The sequence below is a fragment of the Enterobacter genomosp. S genome (assembly GCF_001631805.1).
Classification (GTDB): Bacteria; Pseudomonadota; Gammaproteobacteria; order Enterobacterales; family Enterobacteriaceae; genus Enterobacter; species Enterobacter quasihormaechei.
This window is the reverse complement of sequence record NZ_LVVA01000018.1, coordinates 520,029-537,404: the sequence shown is the minus strand read 5'-3', so window position 1 is coordinate 537,404 and position 17,376 is coordinate 520,029. Positions and strand designations below refer to the sequence as shown.

The window sequence follows — 17,376 nt, the reverse complement described above, 5'->3', positions numbered from 1 at the left end:
GCCCGGACTCGGAATCGAACCAAGGACACGGGGATTTTCAATCCCCTGCTCTACCGACTGAGCTATCCGGGCAACGGAGCGCATTAAACCGCAATCGCGCGCGATCGTCAACATTATTTCGGGAAAAGCTGTTCAACTGCTTAAGTTTGCGGCAATCTGTCCGTTTGTGCGCTGAAATTGCACAAATCTTCCAGACAGTTCAGGCAAGCTATGACAATGCTGATGGTAAAGAGGAGGGCAGTATGGCAAATGACTGGCTTGAGCTGCGTCAGCATGCAGAAACAGGTATTGAAACAATCAAGGCACATTTCGAAGGGCACGCCTTTGATCCCCACTGGCACGACAGCTATCTGGTCGGAATAACCCTTTCCGGCACGCAGCAGTTCCACTGTCGGCGTGAACGGCACCATAGCCAGCCGGGCGATGCTTTTTTACTTGAGCCTGGTGAAATCCATGACGGTGATGCACCGGTAGAGGGTGGTTTTACTTATCTGACCTTTTATCTGGATGAACGCTGGCTCACCCGTACGCTTCAGGGTCTGTACGACGCGACTCCCGGGAGCTACACCCTCCACTTTGCCCAAACGCTGACGCGGGAGCCTCAGCTGGTGCGCTCTATCGGTGATACGTTCGCCTCGTTGCATAACGATGAAATGAAAATCGTACAGCAAAGCACAATGGATAACCTGCTCTCTCAGATTACAGCCCACTGCCACTGGCGTAAGAGGCTCCCGTCTCAGTTACAAAGCTCCGCCGTGGCGCATCGTGCCCGCGACTATCTCTACGCGCATATCGGCGAGAACGTGGGGCTGTCAGACCTTGCGCGTGAGACGGGCACGGATCGCTTTACCCTTACCCGCTGCTTTAAGCGCGAATTTCATCTGGCACCGCACGCCTGGCTTATCCAGTTGCGTCTGGCAAAGGCCCGACAGATGCTGGCGTGTGGGGGAATGCCTGTTGATGTTGCCACGGCCGTAGGTTTTGCCGATCAAAGCCATCTTGGTCGCTGGTTCCAGCGGGCGTACCGTATTTCTCCGGCACACTACCGTCGGTTGTGCACAAACCTTCCAGACGTTTCCAGAAAATAACGGCACATTCATGGCTCTACTAAAAAGGAGCCACCTGTGAATTTATTATCCTTCCTGCTGTTTGCGTTTGTCGCCTCCATTACGCCGGGGCCAACCAATATTCTGGTGCTGGCTAACAGTCAGCACTTTGGCGTAAAAAATACGGTACCTGCGATCCTCGGTGGGTGTATTGCCGCCAGCGCTATCGTTCTGGTTTCCGGCGCAGGGGCAGGAGAAGCATTACGCCAGTATCCGCTGATACGTCAGGTGATGAGCTGGGCGGGCGTGCTGTGGCTTTCCTGGATGAGCTGGCAGCTGTTTAGCGCCCCGGCCGCGAATCTCTCCTCCAGACGCCACGTACGATTTACCGCCCGGGCGGCGGCGTTATTACAGGTTGTGAATCCGAAAACCTGGATGATGGCGCTGGCAGTCGTCAGCCTGTTTGCGCCGGCAAGCGATCATGCATTACGGGATATTGCGCTGATGGCGCTATGGTTTCTGGCGATCTCAGTGGTCTGTTTGTTGTGCTGGGCGTGGCTGGGGAAGGCGGTAAACCGGATTTTCCGCACCACCGTGGCGATGGTGCGATTTCAGCGCGTAATGGCGCTGTGTTTGTTTATCTCCGCATGGACGGGAATGCTGGCTTAGGTCAGTGCGCCACCCATACGACACTGTGCAAACCGCAAAATATCTTCCGCCAGACGGTGCGCCGTATCCACATCAGCCTGGCTACGGTTCACCAGCATACGGCTCAGGCAACCTTCCAGCACCAGCTCCATCTGCTTCGCGACCATCGCCGGGTCATCCACTTCAAGTGTGGTCAGTAGCTCGTGTGTGAACTCGTGCGCTGCACGCTTTTGCTGATCTGCCAGCTGATGGATAGGGTGTCCGGGATCGGGGTAGTAGGTGCAGGCGGCGATAAACAGGCAGCCAGGGTAACGGTTGTTGGTGACACACTCCGTCAGCGCGGTATAGCGTGCCAGCAGCTTTTGCTCGGTGGTCAGTTCTTCATTCAGCATCAGTTGCCTGCGCCAGATATCCACCTGCTGGCTGAGATAGCGCAGGGCATCATAAAGCAGCGCCTCTTTATCCGGCCAGAAGCGCTTAAGTTCATCCAGAGGGTAATCGATACGGTCGGCTACCATCTCAAGCGTGGTGCTGGCGATCCCTTGAATCTCAAGTAATTGCAGGGCTTGTCCCAGTACGTCTTCGCGTTGCACGGTTATCTCCTCCGCTATTCCCAACGGTTTGTCCCGTCTAAAGTGTTGTTTACGGTTGGCGATTGCGCAAATGCGCGTTGAATGCCGTCGCGTCCATAAACCCGGTTACACGCTGCGTCGGCTGTTCTGCCCCCTGTTCATTGAAGAACAGGATGGTAGGCAAACCGAGCACGTTAAGTTGCTTCAGCAGAGCCTTGTCCTGCGCGCTGTTGGCGGTAACGTTCGCCTGAAGCAGAACGGTATCGCTCAGCGCGTGTTGTACATGCGGATCGCTGAAGGTGTATTTTTCAAACTCTTTGCAGGCCACGCACCAGTCGGCATAGAGATCGAGCATGACCGGTTTGCCTTTCGCCTGCGCCAGGGCGCGGTTAAGGTCATCCACGTTCTTAATCTGTATAAAATTCAGATGAGCCTGCGTCTGACCTGTCGGGGTGCCAAACGCCCAGTCCTGCAAAGGACGGACGCTCACCAGCGCGGCCGCCAGCAGAAGGATTTGTATCAGACGCATCCACGGCTTCTTCGCACCCAGACTCACGATAAACGCCCAGCTGAAGAAGGCCACGCCGAGCATCGCCCACAGACGTGTACCCCAGACATCACCGATGATGCGTTCCAGCAGGAATACCGGGAGCGCCAGAATGACAAAACCGAACGCGATTTTCACCGTCTCCATCCATGGGCCGCTCTTCGGCAGCAGACGATTGCCAAACACCGTCACCAGGATCAGCGGCAGGCCCATGCCGAGCGCGTAGAGGTACAGCGTGCCGCCGCCGAGCCACAGGTTGCCGCTCTGGGCAATGTATAACAGGATGGCGCTCAGCGGCGCGGTGGTGCAGGGAGAGCAAATCAGACCGGCGATGGCTCCCATAGCGAACACGCCGCCCGCAGAGCCACCCTGCTGACGGTTGCTCATCAGCGTCAGACGGGTTTGCAGGGAAGAGGGCAGTTGCAGGGTAAACAGGCCAAACATCGACAGCGCCAGCAGAATAAACACCGCTGACAGCCCGATAAGCACATAAGGGTGCTGGAGGGCTGCCTGGAACTGCAATCCAGCAGCGGCGACCACGAGGCCGAGCGCGGTATAGGTTAACGCCATGCCTTGCACGTAGAGAAAGGCCAGCACCAGCGCGCGGGCGGTGGAAAGGCGTTGCTTGCCGCCCAGCACGATGCCAGAGATAAGCGGGTACATGGGCAGTACGCAGGGCGTAAAGGCGATGCCGATGCCAATCAGTAACGCCCATAGCGCGGAGAAAGGCAGGGCATCGCGGCCTTTGGCCTCTTCGCTCGCAGGAGGCGGAGAAGCCGCGGCTACGCCTTTGACTTCACTCAGCGGCACGACTTTTGTTTCCGGCGGATAGCAGAACCCGGCGTCCGCGCACCCCTGATACGTCACCGTCAGGGTAGCGCCTTTATCCGCCTGGTTCACCGTGACGGGCACGCTTAAGCGCTGGCGATAAATTTCACTTTTGCCGTAGAACTCGTCCTCATGCCATTCGCCAGCGGGCATCTGCAATGCGCCAACGTCAGCCTTTGCCGGCGTGATGCTGACCTGCTTGCGGTAGAGGTAGTAACCCTCTTTCACCTGCCAGGTGAGGCTGAGATCGTGCTGGTTTTGCTGAAAGTCGAAAACGAACGCCTGGTCGGCAGGAATAAAGTTCGAACGGCCGGGTGCGTCAAACAACCCGGCAAAAACTGACGTGCTGCACAGCAGCAGGATCAGCGTAATGAAGCGTTGAGCCATGAGAGATAATCGTTATCGCCGTGGACTACTGGCAGCACCAGCAGCTCCGGGGTTTGGTATGGATGATGAGACTTGAGGCAGTCGAGGAGCGCCTGCTGGTTGGTCAGATTGGTTTTGAGCAACATCTGGACTTCGTACTCTTGCTCCAGCTTGCCTTCCCAGTAATAAAGGGAGGTTGCGCCGGGTAAAAGTGTGACGCAGGCAGCCAGTTTTTCGGCCAGCACTTTGGCGGCGAGATCCTGGGCAGAGGCTTCATCAGGGGCGGTACACAGTACAACCACAGCATCAGGCGTGTTCACAAGTCGACCTCCTCATCACGAAAGTCTTCACTATATCACGCCATGCGATTGGTCATTAATGAAACGGGCCGCAGAGCGGCCCGATTTTAACTATTTTTACAACGGCTAACCGTTTACAGCACAATGCCGCCGATGATAAAGCCGAGGACTACGCAGAGCGTAATCGCCACCACGCCCGGGATCAGGAACGCATGGTTAAACACGTATTTACCGATACGGGTTGAGCCGGTGTCATCCATCTCAACCGCGGCCAGCAGGGTTGGGTAGGTTGGCAGCACGAACAGGGCGGAAACGGCCGCAAAAGAAGCAATTGCCGTCAGCGGCGTAACGCCCAGCATCAGTGCCGCAGGCATCAGCGCTTTGGTGGTCGCGGCCTGGGAATACAGCAGCGTCGCCGCGAAGAACAGCACCACCGCCAGCAGCCACGGATAGTTGTGTAGCAGGTCGCCTGCAACGGTCTGGATATCGCTGATGTGTGCTTTGACGAAGGTATCACCGAGCCACGCCACGCCCAGCACGCATACGCAGGCGCTCATACCGGATTTGAAGGTGCTGGCGTTCAGCACTTCGCTGGTGTCGATTTTACAGGTGATGCTAATCAGCGTCGCGATGGTCAGCATGAAGACCACAATGGCTTCGTTACGTGGCAGAACCGGGTTCTGGATCAGACCTACCGTATCGCTGATGGCGGTCGCGTAGAACATCACGGCGACGATACCGATCAGGAACAGCAGCACGGAGCGTTTCGCGTGCGGCTTCAGCTTGAAGACCTGGCTACCGCGCAGGCTCACTTCGCCTTTTGCCAGACGCTCCTGGTAAACCGGATCGTCTTTCAGCTCGGCGCCGAGGAAGTTACACAGCACGGCAGTGATCATCACCGCAATCAGCGTGACCGGAATACAGATCGCCAGCAGCGTCAGGTAGCTCACGCCCATCGGCTCAAGGATACCCGCGAAGAAGACCACGGCGGCTGAGATTGGCGAGGCGGTGATCGCAATCTGGGAGGCCACCACGGCAATAGAGAGAGGGCGAGACGGGCGAATGCCCTGCTCTTTGGCCACTTCGGTGATCACCGGCAGCGTGGAGAAGGCGGTGTGGCCAGTGCCGGCGAGAATGGTCATAAACCATGTCACCAGCGGGGCAAGGAAGGTGATGTATTTCGGATGGCGACGCAGCATACGCTCCGCCAGGCTCACCAGGTAGTCCATACCGCCAGCGACCTGCATGGCCGCAATGGCAGCGATAACCGCCATGATGATTTCGATAACGTCAAAAGGGATTGCGCCGGGTTTAATCTGAAAGATCAGGGTAAGTACGAGCACCCCGAGACCGCCGGCAAAACCGATGCCGATACCCCCGAGTCGTGCGCCCAAATAAATCGCCAACAGGACGATGACGAGTTCTGCTCCAAACATAAAGACCTGCCTTGCTTATTAACAAGTTGATATTGAATTGTTGTGTTTTGGTAACGCCCATAAAGAAAAAAGGCACGTCACAAGTGACGTGCCTTTCGGAAGCTTAGCCTGAACGGTTACTGTTCGCTTTCATCGGTATATCGTTTCGCTTTATAGGCCGGATGCATCAGGTTCTGGGCGGAGAAGATATCGTCCAGCTCGGCTTCGGTCAACAAACCTCGCTCAAGAACGACCTCACGCACGCTCTTACCGGTTTCGGCACAAATCTTACCGACGATGTCACCGTTGTGGTGGCCGATGAACGGGTTGAGGTAGGTGACGATGCCGATTGAGTTATACACGTAACCTTCACACACCTCTTTGTTGGCGGTGATGCCGTTAATGCATTTTTCCAGCAGGTTGTAGCAGGCATTGGTCAGAATATGGATGGATTCAAACATCGCCTGGCCAATCACTGGCTCCATCACGTTCAGCTGGAGCTGACCGGCTTCGGAAGCCATGGTGACGGTCGTATCGTTACCAATAACCTTGAAGCAAACCTGATTCACCACTTCCGGCACCACCGGGTTAACTTTAGCTGGCATAATGGACGAACCCGCCTGCAACTCTGGCAGGTTGATTTCATTCAGGCCAGCGCGTGGACCGGAGGAGAGCAGGCGCAGGTCGTTACAGATTTTGGACAGTTTTACCGCCAGACGCTTCAGCGCGCTGTGCACCATCACGTAGGCGCCGCAGTCGGAGGTGGCTTCAATCAGGTCTTCCGCAGGCACAACCGGCAGGTTGGACACTTCAGCCAGCTTCTGTACCGCCAGCTGCTGATAGCCATCCGGCGTATTGAGACGTGTACCGATGGCGGTTGCGCCGAGGTTCACTTCCAGCAGCAGCTCGGACGTGCGCAGCAGGTTTTTGGTCTCTTCATTCAGCAGCACGTTAAACGCGTGGAATTCCTGTCCAAGGGTCATGGGGACCGCGTCCTGCAACTGGGTACGGCCCATTTTCAGAATGTCCTGGAACTCAACGGCTTTACGCTGGAAGCCATCGCCCAGCTGATTGATCGCGTCGACCAGTTTGACGACAGAAGCATACACCGCGATGCGGAACCCGGTTGGGTACGCGTCGTTGGTGGACTGACATTTGTTAACGTGGTCGTTCGGGTTCAGGTACTGGTATTCACCTTTCTGATGCCCCATCAGCTCCAGGCCAATGTTCGCCAGCACTTCGTTGGTGTTCATGTTGACGGAGGTGCCCGCGCCGCCCTGATAGACGTCAACCGGGAACTGATCCATGCATTTGCCGTTGTTCAGCACTTCATCGCATGCGGCGATAATCGCATTTGCAGCGCTTTTAGGAATGGTTTGCAGCTCTTTGTTCGCCAGAGCCGCGGCTTTTTTTACCATCACCATGCCACGCACAAATTCAGGAATGTCGCTGATTTTGCTGTTGCTGATGTAGAAGTTTTCAATCGCTCTCAGAGTGTGAACACCATAGTAGGCATCCGCTGGAACTTCCCTGGTACCCAACAAATCTTCTTCGATACGAATGTTGTTTAACATGTGAACCTTCTTTTCAAGCTGCCGATGGATTGTACTAAACACACAGTATATATGTGGTTTTGAATATTTTCTGACCGACGATTATTCCCTCAATCGGCCAGATGTTCGAGATCATATGCTGATGATAGCGAATTGCCGTAAGCTGGATCACTTATTATCGACCCGATTTCATGATAATTATTAATCTGTGAAATGGGTCACCGCTTTAATATTTCCAAAAAAAATATCCGTGCAAACCGATTGAATTTTGGTTAACCGTCACCATCTCTTATCTACGCGCTTCGCGAACACATTCAGACAGGGGCCAGCAGGCACCTGCCACACAGGAGATGCCAGTGCGCTGGATACCGTTTATTGCTTTCTTTCTTTATGTTTACATTGAAATTTCGATTTTCATCCAGGTTGCCCACGTGCTGGGCGTCCTGCTGACGCTGATTCTGGTGATCTTCACGTCCGTCATCGGCATGTCGCTGGTGCGCAATCAGGGTTTCAAAAATTTCCTGTTAATGCAGCAGAAGATGGCCGCAGGCGAAAGCCCGGCAGCCGAGATGATCAAAAGCGTGTCGCTGATTATTGCTGGCCTGCTGCTGATTCTGCCTGGGTTCTTCACCGACTTCCTTGGCCTGCTATTGTTGTTGCCGCCGGTACAGAAGCACCTGACCATGAAGCTGCTGCCGCACCTGCGTTTCAGCCGTATGCCGGGCGGTGGTTTCAGCACTGGCCCGGGGGATACCTTTGAAGGGGAATACCAGCGTAAGGATGAGCAGCGCGACCGGTTAGATCATAAAGACGATCGGTGAGTTTGTGGCCCGGTGGCGCTTCGCTTACCGGGTCTGCAAATTTTGCCGCTTCGGTAAAAACACCCACAGCCCTGCCAGCATGATGATGGCGTACACGCTCTTCCACCCCACCATCGCCAGCAGCAGCAGGCACAGCACACACCCGACCGCCGCCAGCGCCTTAAAGCGTCCTTTCAGCAGCCGACAGCCCGCCAGCATGCACAGCAGGTAGATCATGATGAAGATACCGTTGGCGTAGACAATCAGCGCGTCAAGGTTGATGTCGAGCAGATAAATGCCCAGGGAACTCACCACGCAGCAGCCCAGTACGGTATTCAGCGCATTCGCCGGAAGCTGACGTTTAGACAGGCGTGCGAGTCGGCTATCCGGTTTATAAAGTGCCTGAGACCACACCAGCCGGGCGAAGCTCTGAATATAGATATTGAGGCTGGCAAAGCAGGCGAGATAGCCAATCACGCAGGCCACCCACAGGGCTTTAACGCCGAACAGTTGCACCACGATGCCCGGTAGCGACGCGGCAGCGGCTTTCTCTTCGCCGAAGGCGTTGAAATGCAGCACCAGTACCGTACAGGCCCAATACACCGTGCCCGCCAGCAGCAGGCCAATCATCAGGGCGCGGGGGAAGTCACGCTCGGGCTGTTTAAACTCGGATGCCAGGTGAGCAAACGCCTCCAGACCGACGAAACACCAGAACATGACGGATAATGCCGAGAAAAGTTGTGCATGGTCGACGTCGTTAATCGCGGGGAAAGGAATATCCGCCACGGTAATGTCACCCGCAAACCAGATGGCGACGATCAGCGCGACGATTAACGCTGCGACCAGCGTTTGCAGATTGGCGCTGGAACTGGCCCCGCGTGAGCCCACCCACCAGACAATCGCCAGCGTACCGAGTTCAGCCAGCAACAGCTGTTCGTCGTGCCAGCCAAACAGCGCCTGTCCAAAGCCGGTGGCGATATGCAGGGCTGCCGGAAGGCCGACCGGGATCACCGATAAAAACAGCCAGCCGGTGACGCGTTCCATTCGTGGGCCAAATGCCATACCGACAAAATGCGCTACGCCGCCCGCGCTGGGGAAGTGCCGCCCGAGTATGGCAAACACAATCGCCACCGGAAACACCAGCACGATCAGTACCGGCCATGCCCAAAGGCTGTTATTGCCGGCAACCAGCGCCGCCAGGGCGGGAACCGCAAATACTCCCGTGCCTAACAAGGACGTTGAGAGTAAGCCGATACCCTGCGCCAGCCCCAACTCCTGCCTGAGTCCACTCATTTGCCTCGTCCCGCCAACATCAAAAGAGAGTGGATGGTAACACTTTCGCAAATTTTTTTTCGATTACCCCTTGAAGGGGTAAAAAGCTATCCCCATCTCTCAGGGCACTAGCCGGAAAACCGCATGCGGACCGGCGTCATCCATAACTGATAATGACTTTCTCAAAGGAGAGCTATCAATGAGTATTCGTCCGTTACATGATCGTGTGATCGTCAAACGTAAAGAAGTTGAAACCAAGTCTGCTGGCGGCATCGTTCTGACCGGTTCAGCAGCAGCAAAATCAACGCGTGGCGAAATCATCGCTGTCGGTAAGGGCCGCATCCTGGAAAACGGAACTGTGCAGCCACTGGACGTTAAAGTTGGTGACATCGTCATTTTCAACGATGGCTACGGCGTGAAATCCGAGAAGATCGACAATGAAGAAGTGTTGATCATGTCCGAGAGCGACATTCTGGCAATTGTTGAAGCGTAATTAACGCACGAAACTGTACGAATTTGAGGAAATAAGAACATGGCAGCTAAAGACGTAAAATTCGGTAACGACGCTCGTGTAAAAATGCTCCGCGGCGTAAACGTACTGGCAGACGCAGTGAAAGTCACTCTGGGCCCGAAAGGCCGTAACGTAGTGCTGGACAAATCCTTCGGCGCGCCAACCATCACCAAAGATGGTGTTTCTGTTGCACGTGAAATCGAGCTGGAAGACAAGTTCGAAAACATGGGTGCACAGATGGTGAAAGAAGTCGCCTCTAAAGCGAACGACGCTGCCGGTGACGGTACCACCACCGCGACCGTACTGGCGCAGGCCATCATCACCGAAGGTCTGAAAGCCGTTGCTGCGGGCATGAACCCGATGGATCTGAAACGTGGTATCGACAAAGCTGTCGCCTCTGCTGTTGAAGAACTGAAAGCGCTGTCCGTACCGTGCTCTGACTCTAAAGCTATTGCTCAGGTTGGTACTATCTCCGCTAACTCCGACGAAACCGTAGGTAAACTGATCGCTGAAGCGATGGATAAAGTCGGTAAAGAAGGCGTGATCACCGTTGAAGACGGTACCGGCCTGGAAGACGAACTGGACGTGGTTGAAGGTATGCAGTTCGACCGCGGTTACCTGTCCCCATACTTCATCAACAAGCCAGAAACTGGCGCTGTTGAGCTGGAAAGCCCGTTCATCCTGCTGGCTGACAAGAAAATCTCCAACATCCGCGAAATGCTGCCAGTGCTGGAAGCCGTTGCGAAAGCAGGCAAGCCGCTGGTTATCATCGCTGAAGACGTTGAAGGCGAAGCGCTGGCGACTCTGGTGGTTAACACCATGCGCGGCATCGTGAAAGTGGCTGCGGTTAAAGCGCCTGGCTTCGGCGATCGTCGTAAGGCGATGCTCCAGGATATCGCTACCCTGACCGGTGGTACTGTGATCTCCGAAGAGATCGGTATGGAGCTGGAAAAAGCGACCCTGGAAGACCTGGGCCAGGCGAAACGCGTTGTGATCAACAAAGACACCACCACCATCATCGACGGTGTGGGTGAAGAAGCCGCTATTCAGGGCCGTGTTGCTCAGATCCGTAAGCAGATCGAAGAAGCCACTTCCGATTACGACCGTGAAAAACTCCAGGAGCGCGTAGCGAAACTGGCAGGCGGCGTTGCGGTAATCAAAGTGGGTGCTGCAACCGAAGTTGAAATGAAAGAGAAAAAAGCACGCGTTGACGACGCCCTGCACGCGACCCGTGCTGCGGTAGAAGAAGGCGTGGTTGCTGGTGGTGGTGTCGCGCTGGTGCGTGTAGCCGCTAAGCTGGCTGGCCTGACTGCTGAGAACGAAGACCAGAACGTGGGTATCAAAGTTGCGCTGCGCGCGATGGAAGCTCCGCTGCGTCAGATCGTGTCCAACGCCGGTGAAGAGCCGTCTGTGGTTGCGAACAACGTGAAAGCAGGTGAAGGTAACTACGGTTACAACGCGGCAACTGAAGAATACGGCAACATGATCGACTTCGGTATCCTGGATCCAACTAAAGTGACCCGTTCTGCTCTGCAATACGCGGCATCTGTAGCTGGCCTGATGATCACGACCGAGTGCATGGTAACCGACCTGCCTAAAGGCGATGCGCCTGACTTAGGTGCTGCTGGTGGTATGGGCGGCATGGGTGGAATGGGCGGCATGATGTAATCATGTTGTTCTGAACCTCTCAGAACGAACCCCGGGCAGCAATGCCCGGGGTTTTTTATTGCCACTACTCAAATGTTCCCTTCACGCATGCAACGCCTTCGCGCAACATCTGGCGGCCTTTCGCCCAGACCTCGCGGATCTTCAGGTCATTCGTCAGCACCAGCAAATCGGCATCGCATCCGGGCGCGAGCCGCCCCTTATGCTCCAGGCCGAGAAACTCCGCCACGTTACGCGTAAACGGCAGAAGCGCCTCCTCCAGCGGCAGGTGATATTGACTGACCAGCTTTTGTAATGTTTCAGGCAGAGACTCGAATCCCGCCACGCCCATGCCCACGAGGTTGCCGTTTGCGTCGAAAATCGGCTGGCTGCCGTTACCGTCCGAGCTGAGCGTAAGCCGGTTAAACGGTACCTGCGCTTCGCGGGCCGTCACGATGGCGGTGGCGGCATCAATGGGCTCACTGATGCTGGTGGTGATGTCGATATAGCCCCCGTCGCGGGCATAATCCAGCGCGGCGAGGAACAGTGGCCGGGCGCGGTTGACGTGGGTTGGCAGCAGCTTCGTGCGGGGCACGTCGGCATTATTCAGGATGTTAAGTAGCGGCTCCAGCAGCTTCGGGCTGTTGCCGAGGTGAAACACGGATATGCCCGCTTTAGCGCCCAGCAACCCGCCGACGCGCGACTGGGCGGCCATATTCGCGAGCTGGTCATTCGCTGGTGCGGAAGAGCGATGGTCGGAAATCGCGCATTTTACGCCGATAATTTTATCAATCAGCGCCACATCCTTTTCGATGCTGCCGGTAATCGTCGAAGAAGGCAGCCCGTACGCGCCTGTCAGCATCCACGCGCTGATCCCTTCATGCTCTAGCGCCCGCGTTTTTGCCAGCAGCGACTCTGGATGGCGGGTCACGCCGTCGGTTCCCAGCAGGCCAACAACGGAGGTGATGCCCGCCGCCAACAGCGCGGACAACCGTACCTCCGGCGTCCGGGTGTAGGGACCGGCTTCACCGCCGCCGCCGATCAGGTGTACGTGCTGATCGATAAACCCCGGGCAAACCACTGCTCCGGCGAGATCGTGTTCTGGACAGTCAAGCCGCATTGTTGCGCGATCCGTTTTTTCAATCGCGACGATTTTTCCCCCTGCGATCAGCAGATCGCAACGCCCCCGATCCTCCGGCGCGTAAAGATGCGCATTGCGGAAAAGATGCGGTTCCAGCACTGAAAAATCCATTTTTATCTCCTCAGAAGAGTAGCTGCATCACCCACATTGAGAGCAGGGCGTTAATGACGCAGACGGTAATGATGTGCGGATAATACGTCGGGTTAACGCCTGCGGTGCCCAGGCAACGGCCAGTGTTTTGCACCGGATTGCCCATCAGATAGATGGCGGGCAGCAGGATGGTGGCATCGTGCCCATTGAGCGTGCCGGCAGCCACCAGACTGGCGCAGACCCCCACGCCGCCGCCCATGCTCATCACCGAGGCCAGCAGGACGGTTGCCGCCGCACCCGGAAGCCCCCACAGCGACATGATCGGTTCGCAGACGCTGCCGACGATATCCAGCAGGCCGGTGACCTTGAGTGCCTGAATGATGACAAAAGCCATGACCACGTTGGGCAGCAGGCTGGTGGTGGCGATGGTAAAGCCGCGACGGGCGCCATCGATAAACAAGTCCATAATATTTTTACGCGGCTGGGCGATCATTTTTCCTCCTGAACGCGGCGAACTTCCCTGTGCGCGATCCACAGACGCAGTAAATTCGCGCCAACAAATTTAAACACCAGAATGACGGCAAGCGGCGCGATCACCGGGACGGTAATGAAGGCAAAAAGTGCGGCACCGGACGAAAAATAGTTGGTAATGATGGCGCTACCGCTGGTCTGGAAGGTGGCGAAAATGGCGCGTTCACGATCGGTAATCGCCCCTTCGTCGGTCAACTCTTTGGTCATCCCGGCGGCAGCATCGGTGTTTTGCAGGTTGGCGATAAGCGCCAGAGAGCAGATACCCGGCACGCCGAGCAGCGGGCGTAAAATGGGCGTCATGAGCTGTTGTGCGGCCCGCAGCCCGCCCAGCCCCTCGGTGACGGCAATGATCCCGAGCGACAGAATGACCGAGGGGGCCAGCTCAAGGGCAAACAAAAAACCGTCTTTCGCTCCCGTCCCGCCCACGCCGCGAAACGTTAGCGCGCCGTTCACGGGTCCAAAACTGCCGTTTAAGACGGTAAAATCCAGCATGCGCCACCATTCGGTGCTGTTGGCGAAAAAGCCTGAGAAAAATACGATGGTGAGCACGAACGCCAGATAGCCCACCCAGGTCACTTTTTCCTCTCCTGAGGATGATGCACTCATGAAACCCCCTTTTTTGTGATGCGCACAAAAGTTGTACGTCGCATCACTAAAAACGATCGGGGGCTAAAACACGATATCCCAAAGGTTATTATCAGAATTCATTTAAGATGTCGGAGGAGTGCCAGCGGAATCTGGCTCGCAGAAATGCTCAGCATTTTTCTTTTGGTCATCTTTTTAGTATAAGGTTTACACGCGGACAACTACTGTCCAGCTTATTGAAAACGAGGAATAACATGCGCATTAAAGTCTGTGCAGGGATTGTAGGTGCAGCATTGCTGCTGGCGGGGTGTAGCACCAGCAATGAACTGACGGCAGCGGGCCAGAGCGTTCGCTTTGTGGAAGATAAGCCGGGCAGCGAATGCCAGCTGTTAGGCACCGCCACTGGCGAGCAGAGCAACTGGATGTCGGGGCAGCACGGCGAAGAGGGCGGCTCTATGCGCGGTGCGGCCAATGCCCTGCGTAATCAGGCGGCGGCTATGGGCGGCAACGTGATTTACGGGGTAAGCAGCCCGACGCAGGGTATGCTGTCCAGCTTTGTGCCAACCGCCAGCCAGATGAACGGTCAGGTCTATAAGTGCCCGAACTGATCTAAACTTTTGATGGCGCTGCCGCTTAATCTGTAGCCAGGTAAGCGTAGCGCCACCTGCCTTTTACTGCTGCCGCAGCTGCAAATCCAGCGGCGTCTTACTCGGCTCTCCGCCAATCTCGCGAGCCAGCTTCGGCACCATATAACCTGAAACCAGCGTTAACAGTTCGCGCATAATCTGTCGGGCCTCTTCATCCGTCACCATGAAGTGCGCCGCGCCCTGAACGCGATCAAGAACGTGCAGGTAATAGGGCATGACGCCCGCATCAAATAAGGCATTGCTGAGATCGGCCAGCACCCGGGCGCTGTCGTTCACGCCGCGCAGTAATACGCTCTGGTTCAGCAGCGTCACGCCCGCTTTTCGCAGCCGCGCCATCGCCGCGCGAAAGTCCGCGTCAATTTCATTCGCGTGGTTGATATGGTTCACCAGCAGCACCTGCAAACGGGACTGCTCCAGGCGCGTGACCAGGGCGTCGGTGATACGCGCCGGGATGACGATCGGTAAACGGCTGTGAATGCGCAGACGCTTAATGTGCGGAATGGTCTCAAGCTGAGTCAGCAGCCAGTCCAGCTCATGATCTTTTGCCATCAACGGGTCGCCGCCGGAAAAGATGATTTCATCCAGTTCCGGGTGCGCCGCGATATAGTCCAGCGCCACCTGCCAGTTGCGCTTATTACCCTGATTCTCAGCGTACGGGAAGTGACGGCGGAAGCAGTAGCGGCAATTTACCGCACAGCCGCCCTTAACCAGCAGCAGCGCACGGTTGCGGTATTTATGCAGCAAACCCGGTACCACACTGTTCTGCTCTTCCAGCGGATCGGTGCTGTATCCCGGCGCAGTGATAAACTCATCCTGAGAGGTTAGCGTTTGTTTTAGCAATGGATCGTCAGGGTTGCCTTTTTCCATTCGGGCGACAAACGCGCGGGGAACGCGCAGGGCGAAAAGTCGCTTTGCCTCACGGCCAGCAAGCAACTCCGGGTGCTGATCGAGGTCTAAAAGACGCAGCAATTCATCAGGACTGGTGATTACATCGGCAAGTTGCGATAACCAATCTTCTCTGGACGGGGTGTTTAGGGTTACAATATGCGCCATTTTGTGGCTTAGCTACCAGTTAACAAATTTAGAGGGCCTTATGGCAACGTACTATAGCAACGATTTTCGTGCTGGTCTTAAAATCATGATGGACGGCGAACCGTACGCGGTTGAAGCCAGCGAATTCGTTAAACCAGGTAAAGGCCAGGCATTTGCGCGCGTTAAGCTGCGTCGCCTGCTGACCGGTACCCGTGTTGAGAAAACCTTCAAATCTACTGACTCCGCTGAAGGCGCTGATGTTGTCGATATGAACCTGACTTACCTGTACAACGACGGTGAGTTCTGGCACTTCATGAACAACGAAACCTTCGAGCAGCTGTCTGCTGACGCGAAAGCCATTGGCGATAACGCCAAGTGGCTGCTGGATCAGGCTGAGTGCATCGTGACCCTGTGGAACGGTCAGCCTATCGCCGTTACCCCGCCGAACTTCGTTGAGCTGGAAATCGTTGAAACCGATCCAGGTCTGAAAGGTGACACCGCGGGTACCGGCGGCAAGCCAGCTACCCTGTCTACCGGCGCAGTGGTGAAAGTACCGCTGTTCGTACAGATCGGTGAAGTGATCAAAGTGGATACCCGCTCCGGCGAATACGTATCCCGCGTGAAGTAATTTACGTCGTGATGTAAGGCGCAGCGCCCGCTGCGCCTGATTTTGCAGGCAGGGAAGATGAAACGTACCGTTAAAATTCTGCTTCTGTTCGCGCTCTCCAGCGCAATGCTCTCCGGTTGCAACACCGCGCGTGGCGTGGGTGAAGATATCCAGGACCTCGGCCATATCATTTCCCATGCGGCCAGCTAATTCCGTCTAATTTTCCTAAAAATTCTTCCTTTTCCGTCAAACGACAAGATCTTGTCTATTCTTAAGTTGCTATACACAAAATAACTTTGGCTATAAAAGGAAGATATTATGGTTAAGAAAACAATTGCAGCGATCTTTTCTGTTCTGGTGCTTTCTTCGGTACTGACTGCATGTAACACCACCCGTGGCGTAGGGGAAGATATCTCCGACGGTGGTAACGCTATTTCTGGCGCAGCAACTAAAGCTCAGAACTAATGACAACGACGGTACGGCAGTGAATTCACCGTACCGTCAATTCTCCACTACCTGTAGCGTTAAAAACGGGGAGTAGCGCGTATCCATATGAAGCTTCATGCGGATATTGCGTTTGTATGTGTACACCGTTTTGCCGTTAATGCGCAGATGACTGGCAATCTTCTGGTTGCTTGCGCCCTCCATCCATAATGTCAGAACTCTCTCTTCCTGACGCGTCAGTAACGGTGCTGCCATTTCCGGAAGCTCCGGGGTTGCGCATGACGTTAGCGCGTCGTTGATCACCGCTGCCAGTCCTTCCAGATCGGTATTTTTAGAGAGTGAAGACCATATCGGGTATTGCGCCAGATAATCCGTCATCGCCTGTTCCTGCCCTGATTGCAGCAAAATAAAAGGCAGCGTTTCGCTGGCAATCAGCAGGGAAGACAGTTGCTGAAAATGGTGTAAATCCTGCCGGAAGCCAGATAAATCAGCGATGACCAGTGCAGGTTTCCATTGCAGAATATGCTCTCTGGCGAGGAAAAGGTTATTCACCCCGGTTACGACGAAATGACCTGACAGCAGGTCTGAATGATTGGCCCATGCTTCAAATCCCGCGCGGGTGAAGTGACAGCGGTCAATCAAAAGAATTTTGAACATACAATATTCGCAGTCGGCTAGTGGTTTGGCTTCCTGCCATCAGAAAGCATAACATCATAGAGAAGTCGGATGAGTTATAAATGCCTGAACTGCGCGCCTTACTGAGGCTATTTCTTGCCTTAACGCGTTCAGCAAAAAAAG

At 55.4% G+C, this 17,376-nt stretch carries 20 protein-coding genes and 1 tRNA gene; 9 read left to right on the top strand and 12 right to left on the bottom strand.

The window, feature by feature from the left end:
* Positions 1-72 (bottom strand) — tRNA-Phe (locus A3466_RS13510).
* 170 nt (positions 73-242) lie between these two features.
* Here A3466_RS13510 and A3466_RS13505 point away from each other — a divergent pair.
* Both A3466_RS13505 and A3466_RS13500 read left to right on the top strand, forming a co-directional pair.
* On the top strand, positions 243-1,088 hold the full coding sequence (locus A3466_RS13505; protein WP_063450963.1) for an AraC family transcriptional regulator: 846 nt from the start codon (positions 243-245) through the stop codon (positions 1,086-1,088).
* A 36-nt stretch (positions 1,089-1,124) separates the two neighbouring features.
* Positions 1,125-1,715, top strand: a complete 591-nt coding sequence (locus A3466_RS13500) for a LysE family translocator (RefSeq protein ID WP_063450962.1) — start codon at positions 1,125-1,127, stop codon at positions 1,713-1,715.
* Here A3466_RS13500 and A3466_RS13495 read toward each other — a convergent pair.
* From A3466_RS13495 to aspA, 5 genes are all read right to left on the bottom strand, one after another.
* Positions 1,712-2,287: a transcriptional regulator gene (locus A3466_RS13495; RefSeq protein ID WP_017383972.1), complete on the bottom strand. Its 576-nt coding sequence runs from the start codon at positions 2,285-2,287 to the stop codon at positions 1,712-1,714. The genes A3466_RS13500 and A3466_RS13495 overlap by 4 nt on opposite strands.
* A gap of 49 nt (positions 2,288-2,336) precedes the next feature.
* Entirely contained in the window at positions 2,337-4,028 is a 1,692-nt protein-coding gene (locus A3466_RS13490) for a protein-disulfide reductase DsbD (protein ID WP_063450961.1), read from the bottom strand.
* Positions 4,004-4,327 (bottom strand): divalent cation tolerance protein CutA, encoded by a 324-nt coding sequence (cutA, locus tag A3466_RS13485; protein WP_003855908.1) that lies wholly within the window; start codon positions 4,325-4,327, stop codon positions 4,004-4,006. Before cutA ends, A3466_RS13490 begins: the two co-directional genes overlap by 25 nt.
* Before the next feature lie 113 nt (positions 4,328-4,440).
* Positions 4,441-5,742 carry an anaerobic C4-dicarboxylate transporter gene (locus A3466_RS13480; protein WP_063450960.1) on the bottom strand — a complete coding sequence of 434 codons (1,302 nt, stop codon included), beginning with the start codon at positions 5,740-5,742 and terminating at the stop codon, positions 4,441-4,443.
* Between the two features lie 116 nt (positions 5,743-5,858).
* On the bottom strand, positions 5,859-7,295 hold the full coding sequence (gene aspA, locus A3466_RS13475; RefSeq protein WP_003855923.1) for an aspartate ammonia-lyase: 1,437 nt from the start codon (positions 7,293-7,295) through the stop codon (positions 5,859-5,861).
* A gap of 335 nt (positions 7,296-7,630) precedes the next feature.
* Here aspA and A3466_RS13470 point away from each other — a divergent pair, with 335 nt between their 5' ends.
* Positions 7,631-8,095 carry an FxsA family protein gene (locus A3466_RS13470; RefSeq protein WP_003855925.1) on the top strand — a complete coding sequence of 155 codons (465 nt, stop codon included), beginning with the start codon at positions 7,631-7,633 and terminating at the stop codon, positions 8,093-8,095.
* Positions 8,096-8,119: 24 nt separating this feature from the next.
* On the opposite strand, the gene yjeH is transcribed toward A3466_RS13470, so the two are convergent.
* Positions 8,120-9,367: an L-methionine/branched-chain amino acid transporter gene (gene yjeH / locus A3466_RS13465; RefSeq protein WP_063450959.1), complete on the bottom strand. Its 1,248-nt coding sequence runs from the start codon at positions 9,365-9,367 to the stop codon at positions 8,120-8,122.
* Between the two features lie 178 nt (positions 9,368-9,545).
* Here yjeH and A3466_RS13460 point away from each other — a divergent pair, with 178 nt between their 5' ends.
* Both A3466_RS13460 and groL read left to right on the top strand, forming a co-directional pair.
* On the top strand, positions 9,546-9,839 hold the full coding sequence (locus A3466_RS13460; RefSeq protein WP_003855929.1) for a co-chaperone GroES: 294 nt from the start codon (positions 9,546-9,548) through the stop codon (positions 9,837-9,839).
* Between the two features lie 39 nt (positions 9,840-9,878).
* Positions 9,879-11,525: a chaperonin GroEL gene (gene groL / locus A3466_RS13455; RefSeq protein WP_063450958.1), complete on the top strand. Its 1,647-nt coding sequence runs from the start codon at positions 9,879-9,881 to the stop codon at positions 11,523-11,525.
* 64 nt (positions 11,526-11,589) lie between these two features.
* On the opposite strand, the gene iadA is transcribed toward groL, so the two are convergent.
* From iadA to A3466_RS13440, 3 genes are read right to left on the bottom strand one after another with little or no spacing between them, the layout of a single operon-like run.
* A complete protein-coding gene (gene iadA, locus A3466_RS13450; RefSeq protein WP_063450957.1) occupies positions 11,590-12,753 on the bottom strand; it encodes a beta-aspartyl-peptidase in 1,164 nt (387 codons plus the stop codon).
* A gap of 10 nt (positions 12,754-12,763) precedes the next feature.
* Entirely contained in the window at positions 12,764-13,225 is a 462-nt protein-coding gene (locus A3466_RS13445; RefSeq protein ID WP_063450956.1) for a YjiG family protein, read from the bottom strand.
* Entirely contained in the window at positions 13,222-13,869 is a 648-nt protein-coding gene (locus A3466_RS13440; RefSeq protein WP_063450955.1) for a nucleoside recognition domain-containing protein, read from the bottom strand. Before A3466_RS13440 ends, A3466_RS13445 begins: the two co-directional genes overlap by 4 nt.
* A 233-nt stretch (positions 13,870-14,102) precedes the next feature.
* Between A3466_RS13440 and A3466_RS13435 the strand changes: the two genes are divergently transcribed.
* A complete protein-coding gene (locus tag A3466_RS13435) occupies positions 14,103-14,456 on the top strand; it encodes a DUF4156 domain-containing protein (protein WP_003855938.1) in 354 nt (117 codons plus the stop codon).
* A 63-nt stretch (positions 14,457-14,519) separates the two neighbouring features.
* On the opposite strand, the gene epmB is transcribed toward A3466_RS13435, so the two are convergent.
* The gene (gene epmB, locus A3466_RS13430; protein WP_063450954.1) at positions 14,520-15,548 is read right to left on the bottom strand and encodes an EF-P beta-lysylation protein EpmB; all 1,029 of its coding nucleotides are present in this window, start codon (positions 15,546-15,548) and stop codon (positions 14,520-14,522) included.
* Between the two features lie 40 nt (positions 15,549-15,588).
* Between epmB and efp the strand changes: the two genes are divergently transcribed.
* The 3 genes from efp (at position 15,589) to ecnB (ending at position 16,599) form a co-directional block, all read left to right on the top strand.
* The gene (gene efp, locus A3466_RS13425) at positions 15,589-16,155 is read left to right on the top strand and encodes an elongation factor P (RefSeq protein ID WP_003855940.1); all 567 of its coding nucleotides are present in this window, start codon (positions 15,589-15,591) and stop codon (positions 16,153-16,155) included.
* A gap of 57 nt (positions 16,156-16,212) precedes the next feature.
* Positions 16,213-16,344 (top strand): entericidin A/B family lipoprotein, encoded by a 132-nt coding sequence (locus A3466_RS13420; RefSeq protein WP_063450953.1) that lies wholly within the window; start codon positions 16,213-16,215, stop codon positions 16,342-16,344.
* A gap of 108 nt (positions 16,345-16,452) precedes the next feature.
* The gene (gene ecnB, locus A3466_RS13415; RefSeq protein WP_003855942.1) at positions 16,453-16,599 is read left to right on the top strand and encodes a lipoprotein toxin entericidin B; all 147 of its coding nucleotides are present in this window, start codon (positions 16,453-16,455) and stop codon (positions 16,597-16,599) included.
* A 36-nt stretch (positions 16,600-16,635) separates the two neighbouring features.
* Here ecnB and A3466_RS13410 read toward each other — a convergent pair whose 3' ends face one another.
* Positions 16,636-17,235, bottom strand: coding sequence for a helix-turn-helix transcriptional regulator (locus tag A3466_RS13410; protein WP_063450952.1), 600 nt, complete (start codon positions 17,233-17,235; stop codon positions 16,636-16,638).
* Positions 17,236-17,376: the final 141 nt, after the last annotated feature.

Bases quoted from the DNA above. Each gene is read 5' to 3' on its own strand.
- A3466_RS13505 (WP_063450963.1), top strand. From the start codon at position 243: ATGGCAAATGACTGGCTTGAGCTGCGTCAGCATGCAGAAACAGGTATT.
- A3466_RS13490 (WP_063450961.1), bottom strand. From the start codon at position 4,028: ATGGCTCAACGCTTCATTACGCTGATCCTGCTGCTGTGCAGCACGTCA.
- A3466_RS13480 (WP_063450960.1), bottom strand. From the start codon at position 5,742: ATGTTTGGAGCAGAACTCGTCATCGTCCTGTTGGCGATTTATTTGGGC.
- aspA (WP_003855923.1), bottom strand. From the start codon at position 7,295: ATGTTAAACAACATTCGTATCGAAGAAGATTTGTTGGGTACCAGGGAA.
- yjeH (WP_063450959.1), bottom strand. From the start codon at position 9,367: ATGAGTGGACTCAGGCAGGAGTTGGGGCTGGCGCAGGGTATCGGCTTA.
- A3466_RS13460 (WP_003855929.1), top strand. From the start codon at position 9,546: ATGAGTATTCGTCCGTTACATGATCGTGTGATCGTCAAACGTAAAGAA.
- groL (WP_063450958.1), top strand. From the start codon at position 9,879: ATGGCAGCTAAAGACGTAAAATTCGGTAACGACGCTCGTGTAAAAATG.
- iadA (WP_063450957.1), bottom strand. From the start codon at position 12,753: ATGGATTTTTCAGTGCTGGAACCGCATCTTTTCCGCAATGCGCATCTT.
- A3466_RS13445 (WP_063450956.1), bottom strand. From the start codon at position 13,225: ATGATCGCCCAGCCGCGTAAAAATATTATGGACTTGTTTATCGATGGC.
- A3466_RS13440 (WP_063450955.1), bottom strand. From the start codon at position 13,869: ATGAGTGCATCATCCTCAGGAGAGGAAAAAGTGACCTGGGTGGGCTAT.
- A3466_RS13435 (WP_003855938.1), top strand. From the start codon at position 14,103: ATGCGCATTAAAGTCTGTGCAGGGATTGTAGGTGCAGCATTGCTGCTG.
- epmB (WP_063450954.1), bottom strand. From the start codon at position 15,548: ATGGCGCATATTGTAACCCTAAACACCCCGTCCAGAGAAGATTGGTTA.
- efp (WP_003855940.1), top strand. From the start codon at position 15,589: ATGGCAACGTACTATAGCAACGATTTTCGTGCTGGTCTTAAAATCATG.
- A3466_RS13420 (WP_063450953.1), top strand. From the start codon at position 16,213: ATGAAACGTACCGTTAAAATTCTGCTTCTGTTCGCGCTCTCCAGCGCA.
- ecnB (WP_003855942.1), top strand. From the start codon at position 16,453: ATGGTTAAGAAAACAATTGCAGCGATCTTTTCTGTTCTGGTGCTTTCT.
- A3466_RS13410 (WP_063450952.1), bottom strand. From the start codon at position 17,235: ATGTTCAAAATTCTTTTGATTGACCGCTGTCACTTCACCCGCGCGGGA.